8 protein-coding genes are annotated in these 9,424 nt (G+C 46.5%); 7 read left to right on the top strand and 1 reads right to left on the bottom strand.

Going from position 1 to position 9,424, the window contains the following annotated elements; translation table 11 throughout:
- The 5 genes from QTO00_RS09115 to QTO00_RS09095 all read left to right on the top strand — a co-directional run.
- Positions 1-1,184: aconitase family protein (locus QTO00_RS09115; protein ID WP_331424425.1), on the top strand; the 1,184-nt coding region annotated here is incomplete at its 5' end.
- Positions 1,185-1,193: 9 nt separating this feature from the next.
- Complete coding sequence (prpF, locus tag QTO00_RS09110; RefSeq protein ID WP_331424423.1) at positions 1,194-2,375, top strand: 2-methylaconitate cis-trans isomerase PrpF; 1,182 nt, start codon at positions 1,194-1,196, stop codon at positions 2,373-2,375.
- 54 nt (positions 2,376-2,429) lie between these two features.
- Positions 2,430-4,307: a propionyl-CoA synthetase gene (locus QTO00_RS09105; RefSeq protein WP_331424422.1), complete on the top strand. Its 1,878-nt coding sequence runs from the start codon at positions 2,430-2,432 to the stop codon at positions 4,305-4,307.
- Positions 4,308-4,413: 106 nt separating this feature from the next.
- Entirely contained in the window at positions 4,414-4,902 is a 489-nt protein-coding gene (locus QTO00_RS09100; protein ID WP_331424421.1) for a GNAT family N-acetyltransferase, read from the top strand.
- Positions 4,903-4,905: 3 nt separating this feature from the next.
- Entirely contained in the window at positions 4,906-6,339 is a 1,434-nt protein-coding gene (locus QTO00_RS09095) for an NUDIX domain-containing protein (protein ID WP_331424420.1), read from the top strand.
- Between the two features lie 37 nt (positions 6,340-6,376).
- Here QTO00_RS09095 and QTO00_RS09090 read toward each other — a convergent pair whose 3' ends face one another.
- Positions 6,377-8,014 (bottom strand): methyl-accepting chemotaxis protein, encoded by a 1,638-nt coding sequence (locus tag QTO00_RS09090; protein WP_331424419.1) that lies wholly within the window; start codon positions 8,012-8,014, stop codon positions 6,377-6,379.
- Positions 8,015-8,295: 281 nt separating this feature from the next.
- On the opposite strand from QTO00_RS09090, the gene queE reads away from it, so the two are divergent.
- Complete coding sequence (gene queE / locus QTO00_RS09085; RefSeq protein WP_331424418.1) at positions 8,296-8,964, top strand: 7-carboxy-7-deazaguanine synthase QueE; 669 nt, start codon at positions 8,296-8,298, stop codon at positions 8,962-8,964.
- Positions 8,965-8,976: 12 nt separating this feature from the next.
- A partial coding sequence (queC, locus tag QTO00_RS09080) for a 7-cyano-7-deazaguanine synthase QueC (protein ID WP_331424416.1) occupies positions 8,977-9,424 on the top strand: 448 nt, incomplete at its 3' end.

Below are 9,424 nucleotides of genomic sequence, written 5' to 3'. Positions count from 1 at the left end.
GTATCGTTGCTTATGCTTGTACGACTTGTAATGGGATGAGTGGCGCGCTAGACCCGAAAATTCAGCAAGAGATCATAGGCCGGGATGTTTATACGACGGCTGTGTTGTCAGGCAACCGTAACTTTGATGGTCGTATTCACCCCTATGCCAAGCAAGCATTCTTAGCTTCGCCACCACTTGTTGTAGCGTATGCTTTGGCGGGAACTATCCGCTTTGATATTGAGCGAGATGCGCTTGGTCATGATCAACAAGGCAAGCCAATTTATCTTAATGATTTGTGGCCAAGTGATGAAGAGATCGATGCGGTCGTTGGTAAACACGTAAAACCGGAACAGTTTAACCAAGTCTACATTCAAATGTTCAAACTCGATGAGGGCGAGCGCAACAGTAACCCATTATATGATTGGCGACCAAAGAGTACCTACATCCGCCGTCCACCTTATTGGGAAGGCGCATTGGCAGGTGAAAGGACACTGTCAGGCATGAGACCACTCGCGGTTTTGGGCGACAACATCACTACCGACCATTTATCGCCTTCGAATGCGATTCTAGCAAGCAGTGCTGCTGGGGAATACTTGGCTTCGATGGATGTACCTGAGGAAGACTTTAACTCCTATGCGACGCACCGTGGCGATCACCTTACGGCTCAGCGCGCTACCTTCGCTAACCCGAAATTGTTCAATGAGATGGTGCAGGAGAGTGGCGAGGTTGTTCAAGGATCGCTAGCGCGAATAGAACCCGAAGGTAAAGTGACTCGCATGTGGGAAGCGATAGAAACCTACATGAACCGCAAGCAGCCGCTGATCATCGTTGCAGGTGCTGATTATGGTCAGGGTTCATCTCGCGACTGGGCGGCGAAAGGCGTGCGTTTAGCGGGGGTCGAAGCCATTGTAGCTGAAGGCTTTGAACGCATTCATAGGACCAACTTAGTGGGTATGGGTGTTCTGCCGTTGCAGTTTAAATCGGGGACTGACCGTAAAACCTTAGGGCTAGATGGCAGCGAGTTATACGACGTGCTTGGCGAAATAAAACCAGGGGCCGATCTCGCATTGATTGTTACTCGAGCTAATGGTGAGAAGTTTGACGTACCTGTGACTTGTCGTTTGGATACCGCTGATGAAGTGAGTGTCTATAACGCGGGTGGGGTACTGCAACGTTTCGCTCAAGACTTTTTATCTCAGTAGGTGGCTATGATGACAACACCAAGTCAAATAAAAGTCCCCGCGACCTATATGCGAGGCGGCACCAGTAAAGGGGTGTTCTTCAGTTTAGAAGATTTGCCAAAACCTGCTCAACAGCCGGGAAAAGAGCGCGATGCTTTGCTGCAACGAGTGATTGGTAGCCCAGATCCGTACGCAAAACAGATTGATGGCATGGGGGGGGCGACATCAAGCACGAGTAAAACTGTGATTGTGTCGAAAAGCACTCAGCCAGATCATGATGTGGATTATTTGTTCGGACAAGTTTCGATAGATAAGCCGTTCGTTGATTGGAGTGGTAACTGCGGTAACTTGTCTTCCGCTGTCGGGCCTTTTGCTATCCATGCTGGGTTAGTCGATGCCGAGCGTATACCTGAGAACGGAACAGTAGCAGTAAGAGTGTGGCAAGCCAATATCAGCAAAACCATTGTGGTTCATGTGCCGATTGTTAATGGGCAAGTTCAAGAAACCGGTGACTTTGAACTTGATGGCGTGACGTTTCCTGCTGCAGAAATTCAGGTGGACTTTATCAAGCCAGCAGATGGTGAGGGAAGTATGTTCCCAACTGGAAACGTGATTGATCAGCTAGAGGTGCCAAATGTTGGTACTTTCGAAGCAACCTTCATTAATGCAGGCATTCCGACCATCTTTGTTGATGCCGAAGCGCTGAGGTATCAAGGCACTGAGCTGCAAGATGATATCAACAGTGATCAGCATGCGTTGGCGCGCTTTGAAACCATTAGAGCTTATGGCGCATTGAAAATGGGGTTGATTAACTCGGTTGAAGAAGCAGAGGCTCGTCAACACACACCAAAGGTTGCTTTTGTTGCCAGCCCTAAAAGCTATCTGTCGTCGAGCGGTAAACCTGTCGATGAAAACGAGGTGGATGTTTTAGTTCGTGCGCTATCTATGGGTAAGTTGCACCACGCAATGATGGGTACGGCCGCTGTGGCAATTGCTTCGGCGTCTTGCGTTCCCGGCACTATTGTTAATCGCGCTGCTGGCGGAGGTGAGATGGAGTCAGTGACTTTTGGCCACCCATCTGGAACATTAAAAGTGGGTGCGAAAGCGTCGCAAACTGAACAGGGTTGGGTCGCTGACAAAGCCGTAATGAGCCGCAGTGCTCGAATCATTATGGAGGGCTTTGCACGTGTACCCTCCGATATTTTTGCGTAGTTGACCGCTATTAACTACGTCAAAGCAATGTCGAGACATACTGGAGGAAGCAATATGTCTACGTATCAAAAAGAATATCAATGGGCGCTGTCAGAGCCTGAAGCATTTTGGGCAGAACAGGCAAAGAATATTGACTGGTTTAAACAGCCGGAATCCATTCTCGCTAAGGATGAAAATGGTATTGAGCGTTGGTTCCCTGATGGAATGCTAAATACAGCTTGGCTGGCACTGGATTACCATTGTGAGCAAGGGCGAGGCGACAAGGTTGCGTTAATTTACGATTCTCCAGTCACCGAAACTAAGCAAAGCTACACCTACCTAGAGCTTAGAGATCAAGTTGCCAGAATAGCAGGCATGCTTTCGCAGCAGGGCGTTGAAAAAGGCGACCGAGTGGTTATCTACATGCCAATGATCCCTGAAGCGGCAATGGCGATGCTAGCTTGTGCGCGTTTGGGGGCGATTCACTCTGTTGTGTTTGGTGGCTTCGCGGCGAATGAACTGGCTGTTCGCCTTGAAGATGCAGAGCCTAAAGTGGTGATGACCGCTTCTTGTGGCGTTGAAGTCACTAAGGTGATCCCATATAAGCCGCTGGTTGATAGAGCGATTATGGACAGCCGTTGGAAGCCTGAACGTGTTGTTGTACTGCAACGACCTCAATGTGAGGCAGAGCTGAACTCTGAACGTGATATTGATTGGGCTAAAGCCTATCAAGATGCACTTCCACATGCTTGTGTGCCTGTATTGGCAACAGATCCTCTTTATATTCTTTATACTTCAGGTACGACAGGCAAGCCTAAAGGTGTCGTGCGTGATAATGGCGGTCATGCGGTAGCGATGAAGTACTCGATGAGTGCAATCTACAATGTGCCGCAAGACAGTGTCTATTGGGCAGCATCGGATGTTGGTTGGGTCGTCGGGCACTCTTACATCGTTTACGCGCCGTTAATACACGGTTGCACGACAATTTTGTATGAAGGTAAACCTGTTCGAACCCCCGATCCAGGAGCTTTCTGGCGAGTATGTGAAGAATATAACGTTGATGTACTTTTCTCCGCTCCAACGGCTTTCCGTGCAATCAAGAAAGAAGATCCGGATGGCGAATACATCAAGCAGTTCGACCTGTCTAAATTAAAAACTATTTTTATGGCAGGTGAACGCCTAGATCCGCCAACTTTAGAGTGGGTCGAGAGTAAAACTGATAAACCTGTTGCCGACCACTGGTGGCAAACAGAAACAGGCTGGGCGATTGCAGGTAACCCGACGGGTATTGAGCTGATGCCCGTAAAAGCGGGCTCTGCCACCAAACCGATCCCAGGCTATCAAGTTGAGATTCTTAATGAGCTTGGTGAGCCAGTAGAGCCTAATCAGCAAGGCTTTGTTGCCCTTAAACGCCCGCTGCCGCCAAGCTGTTTGCCAACGGTATGGCGCAACCATGACCGTTTTGAGTCGGGCTATTTGAGTCAGTTCCCAGGCTACTATGTCTCTGGTGATGGCGGTTATCTTGATGAAGATGGCTACTTGTTTATCATGGGACGTATCGATGATGTGATCAACGTTGCTGGTCACCGCTTATCGACCGGTGAGATGGAAGAAATTGTCGGCGGCCACCCTGCTATTGCAGAATGTGCTGTGGTTGGTGTGCATGATGACCTTAAAGGTCAGCTACCATTGGGCCTGGTTGTTCTTAAAGATGGTGTTAAGGTCGATGACCTTGAGCTTGAAGGGGAGCTAGTGGGTAAGGTACGAGATGAAATTGGTGCAGTTGCCTGCTTTAAGCACGCACTAGTGGTAGAGCGCTTACCTAAGACACGTTCAGGTAAGATATTACGCCGGACTATCCGCCAAATCGCTGATGGCGAGCAGTACACGGTGCCGTCAACCATTGATGATCCAAGTAGTCTCGAAGAGATAGAAAAGGCGCTACATTCCTAGGCCAATTCCGATTATGAAACCAAGCCCCTAATTACAGGGGCTTTTTTATTGAAATATTGTTGTTAAACCGCCAAACTGTCACTTTATTCGTAATGCAAAAATAACTATGCGCAATGTAACTATTCGTAGTGCAAAGGACACGGATTTAGAACAGTTAAACGATCTAATGTTTGAGCTGCATAACGAGCATCATCAGCAATGTCCTAACTACTTCAAAACCGCTGAAGATATTGAGCAAGAGAAGAGTATCGCTCGTTATCTTGATGATCCTGAGTGTCTTGTATTTGTCGCATGCGAAAAAGATGTTGTTATAGGCTTTATTAGCGGCCATTTTTGTGAGCTCATATCAACAGTCAGTAAGCCAGTATCAATGGGCAGTATTGACGAACTGTATGTTGTTCAGGGAAGACGTAGCGAGGGGCTCGCCACTAATTTGTGTCGAAAGATAGAACAACGTTTTAAAGAGTATGGCGTGAAAGAAATATTCGTTGAAGTCTGGGAGTTCAATCAGTCGGCAGTTGAATTTTATCACCATTGTGGCTTTGAACACCATATTCACTGGTTACGCAAATCGGTAACGACTGATCAAGAATAAATAATGAACTACGATAACAGAATAATTGTTTTTCTTTTAGCAGGTCTATCTCTGCTATTTTCATCACTGGCTACGGCGAGTGAGTCTTCAATTAAAGGCGCCGCTTGCATCATACGAAGTGGTGACCAGATCGTACTGGTAAAAGAGATTCTAACCGGAAAGCTCTCGCTCCCTGCTGGTTACATAGGCAAAGGTGAATCGCCTAAGTTAGCAGCACAGAGAGAAACATGGGAAGAGACTGGGTTAGTGGTTACGGTAAAAGATGAACTGATGAGTGACGGTAAGAGCGTTTACTTTGATTGCGTCTCTGATTCAGATATTGTCTCGTTTCAGTTCAATAATACCTATGACGGCTATGAGCTACCAATATGGTTTGCACCTCACTACGGAATTGAAGTTTCATCAGCGATGCTTGTAAAACCTGCTGGGGTTCCTAGCGATTCTTATCGTTACCCAAATCAGCTAAGTATACTTACCGAACTTTTGCCACGAGCGACAGACCAAAGTGTACTGTTTGTTGGCAACTTGATTGAAGCGGCGCCAGTGCTGCAACAAATTGAGCTAAATTGGATGACACAGTTGCAGCATCTGTTTATGAAGCTGCCTAGTGGTGTCAATCAGATATTTGAGCCAGTGCTGATGGCAGGGAACTGGCTGGGTGAATCAACGTTGCTGCTTGTGCTTCTCCCTGTACTCTACTGGCGTTTTGGTAGCCAATTTAGCTATAAAGTCTTCTTTGCGATCACCATTACCTCGCTGCTAAGCTTAGTTGCTCAGCAGGGTTTTGCTTCTCCTCGCCCACATGTCTATTTGCCTGCGCTTGAACTTGCTAAAAGCTACGGCTTTAGCCTGCCTAATTTGCCTATCGCCATATGGTCATGTGTCGGCATGTTAGTGTTGCATGTAAGCGAAAAGTTGTATGTAAATCGTTTGTCGTTGGGACTACTAGGAATTATTCTTTGGCTGAGTTTAGCTAACTTCTATAGCGGTGTGGCATTTTTGCAAGATAGTTTGAGTGGGGCATTACTGGGCATGTTGTGTGCTTGGCACTTGATACGTTTAGACGCAAAATCACAAGTTGACGCCAACGCACTCATGACCTCTAAAATAGTGTGGGGAATGCTATTGATTGCTTGTGGAGTGATGGCAATGTTTTGGCCGATCCCTATATTCACGTATTGGCTCGCGATCGTGTTTACTATGCTTGGTCTACTGATGATATTAAAACAACAGGATCGTGAGATGACAGGCAAGAAGATTGTCGCACTGATCGCGATTCTTATAGCGGTTAATAGCTTAATTAGTTTTGCTGCAGAGCAAGCATCCATAAGCAGTGTTGCCTCGTTAATTGTCGAAGCATTTAGATATCCGGTGCTGATCTGTGTATTTGTGTTCTCGTTGAGAAAAAGTACAAACCGCAACCAAAGTTTAGCTTAGGCTGCGGTTATGTATGGATTGGAATGTTGATAGGTCGTTAGCACTTAAACTGAGAGACTAGCTGGTCAAGTCGTTCACACTGATTTTCAAGTGTGCTGATGGCTTGGTCGGCATTCTGTACCATGACCACAGTCGTACTGCTGTTGTCGGCAATCTTCTGTACGTTGCTACTTACGTTGTCACTTACCGAGCTTTGCTGAGAAGCAGCAGTCGCGATTTGAGTGTTCATGTCGTTCATTCTGCTGATCGCAGTCAGAATTTCATTCAATGATTCAGTGGCTGATTGAGCAGATTCAATCGTAGAATCGCTGCTGTCTTTGCTCGCTTGCATGACTTTTACCGCCTGCTCTGCGCCAGCTTGCAAGCGTTCAATCATAGACTGAATCTCTCCGGTGCTGTGCTGAGTGCGGCTAGCAAGAGAACGAACTTCATCGGCTACTACTGCAAATCCACGGCCTTGCTCGCCCGCACGAGCCGCTTCAATGGCTGCGTTAAGGGCGAGTAGATTGGTTTGCTCTGCAATTCCGCAAATCACATCGAGTATTGAGGCGATATTAGCGACGTCTTGGTCTAGGGTATGAACTACGCCGCTAGCATTCTCGATGTCTGCTGCAAGTTCACGAATAGAGTTAACGGTTGATTCTAATACTAAGTTTGCTGATTGAACCTCTTGATTAGCACTATGACTCGCGTGAGCTGCGTTGCTCGCGTTGTCACTGACCGATTGACTGGTGACTTGCATTTCGTGAACGGCTGCGGCGACGGCTTCGCTTTCACGTTGTTGTTGATTAGTAGAACCTGCTATTGATTGCGCGACAGTTGCAAGGTTGCCCATCTCTACGCGAACGGAAGCTGCGCTATCAATGACTTGCTCAATCGTGTTTTGAATTTTAGATACGAAAACATTAAAGCCCGCTGCCAGTTGACCAACTTCATCTTTCGAATTACTGGAGATTCTTTGGCTTAGGTCGCCATCACCAGATGCGATGTCGTGCATAGTTCTTGTAATGTCCTCAATCGGTTTCACTATCGCTTTAATCAAGAACCAACAGGTGAGTAAGGCGGTCAAGACAACAATTAATGTACCCAATTCCAGCGCCTTCTCCGCGAGCTTCGAAGCAGAGGCGTTGCGATCTTGAGCTTCATCACGAGCTAAGACGATAGCATCGTTCACCACGTTAAGCTGATTGCGCACGGTGTTGAACTGGTCGTTGTAAGTAGTTTTGTTCTGTTCATAGATCGCCTGCCACTGTGATTGCGGGGAATTGATGAAATCTTCATAGCTCGCTAACCAGATGTTTCCAAGCTTGACTAACTGGTCAATCTCTTTTTGAGCAGAGTTCGGCAGAAGACCTAGTTCAACCAACTCGCTAGCGTGTGCCATTCGAGGACCTGCTTTGTAGGCGTTGTCTTCATATTCAAAGCGGTGCATTTCAACTTCTTCTTGTGAGCTTGATAGCACTATTGCTTGAACTGCAGATGTCGCTTGATACAAATCGCGATAAGCATCTTCTAATGTAAAAAGTGCCGGTAGGTAATGCTCCTGAATAGACTTAGCTAGCTTAGCTTGATTCGTCGATGCGATGATGTTGACCAAAGAGCTGGCGGAAAAAAGTAAGATGATAAATGACAAAGGAAAAACGATTTTCTTTTTTATGGATAGGTTGGTGAACATACTCATGCCTTCAATGAAAATAAAACAGTTTCATAATATCAGTAATGCATATTCGTGTTAGATAAGTATTTGGTTTTACGAGATAAATCTTTTTGTCGTTAACTAAAGTTGTGTTTATCAAGATTAGTGATTGCGGTCTTGATAAATAGCTTGAAGCGAGATAACAAAATAATGAAACGCGAAGTCGAAGTGTTGAAATTATGAATTAGTTGATCTTCATCAGCGTCTCATTTAAGGTCTCGTTCCTGCAATGATTTGATGATGATTAGGCTGGGCTGAACTTGTACAAAATTAACGAGATGTTCGAGACGATTCAGGGTGAAGGCATGTTTACCGGTGTGCCTGCCGTATTTGTGCGCCTGCAAGAGTGCCCGGTAGGCTGTGCATGGTGTGATACTAAACAGACTTGGGATGCTACCCCGAGTGATGAACGCCCTTTGGACGAGATTTTAGCTAAGAACGGAGACTCACCAACTTGGTGTTCAGTGACCGCTATGGATATCGTTGACCAGTATAAGCAGCAGGGCTATACCGCCAAGCATGTAGTAATTACAGGCGGAGAACCATGCATATATGACCTAGTTCCTTTGACTCAAGCCTTTGAAGATATCGGCTGTCAGTGCCAAATAGAGACCAGTGGTACGTCGCCTGTAGCAGCAACAGATCACACTTGGGTTACCGTGTCACCGAAAGTGGTCATGAAAGGGAAGCTTCCTGTACTTGACTCAGCACTTGTAAGAGCTAATGAGATCAAGCATCCAGTCGCGACTGAAAAAGATATCGATCATTTAGATGAGCTACTGGCGAGAGCGTCAGTACCAGAGTCTACAGTCATTGCACTACAACCAATTAGTCAAAAGCCGCGAGCGACTCAACTGTGCATGGATGTTTGCATAGCTAGAAACTGGCGTTTGTCGGTTCAAACCCATAAGTACCTGAGTATCGCATAAAAGGAACATGAGATGAAAAAAGCCGTTGTTGTATTTAGTGGTGGTCAAGATTCTACCACTTGCCTGGTCCAAGCGATTAAAGAGTTTGATGAAGTTCATGCGATTACGTTTGATTATGGTCAGCGTCATAACCTTGAAATTGAGGTTGCGCAGAACCTAGCTAAAGAGCTTGGCGTAAAAGCTCATAAAGTGATGGATGTAGGCTTACTCAACGAGCTTGCGATTAGCTCTCTGACTCGAGACGACATCTCAGTCTCGCACGAACTTCAGGAAAACGGGCTGCCTAACTCTTTCGTTCCGGGGCGTAATATTCTGTTTCTTACTCTCGCGGGCATTTATGCTTACCAAATTGGCGCGCAAACCGTTATTACGGGTGTGTGTGAAACGGACTTCTCCGGTTACCCAGACTGCCGCAATGAGTTTGTTCAGTCGATGAATGATGCGTTAGTTAAGGGCATGG

The sequence above is a fragment of the Vibrio sp. M260118 genome (genome assembly GCF_036533755.1).
Lineage (GTDB): Bacteria > Pseudomonadota > Gammaproteobacteria > Enterobacterales > Vibrionaceae > Vibrio.
This window is presented reverse-complemented; position numbering and strand designations above follow the sequence as displayed.

Coding starts and splice junctions, on each gene's coding strand:
- QTO00_RS09090 (WP_331424419.1), bottom strand. CDS start 8,014: ATGTTCACCAACCTATCCATAAAAAAGAAAATCGTTTTTCCTTTGTCA.
- QTO00_RS09095 (WP_331424420.1), top strand. CDS start 4,906: ATGAACTACGATAACAGAATAATTGTTTTTCTTTTAGCAGGTCTATCT.
- QTO00_RS09100 (WP_331424421.1), top strand. CDS start 4,414: ATGCGCAATGTAACTATTCGTAGTGCAAAGGACACGGATTTAGAACAG.
- QTO00_RS09105 (WP_331424422.1), top strand. CDS start 2,430: ATGTCTACGTATCAAAAAGAATATCAATGGGCGCTGTCAGAGCCTGAA.
- prpF (WP_331424423.1), top strand. CDS start 1,194: ATGACAACACCAAGTCAAATAAAAGTCCCCGCGACCTATATGCGAGGC.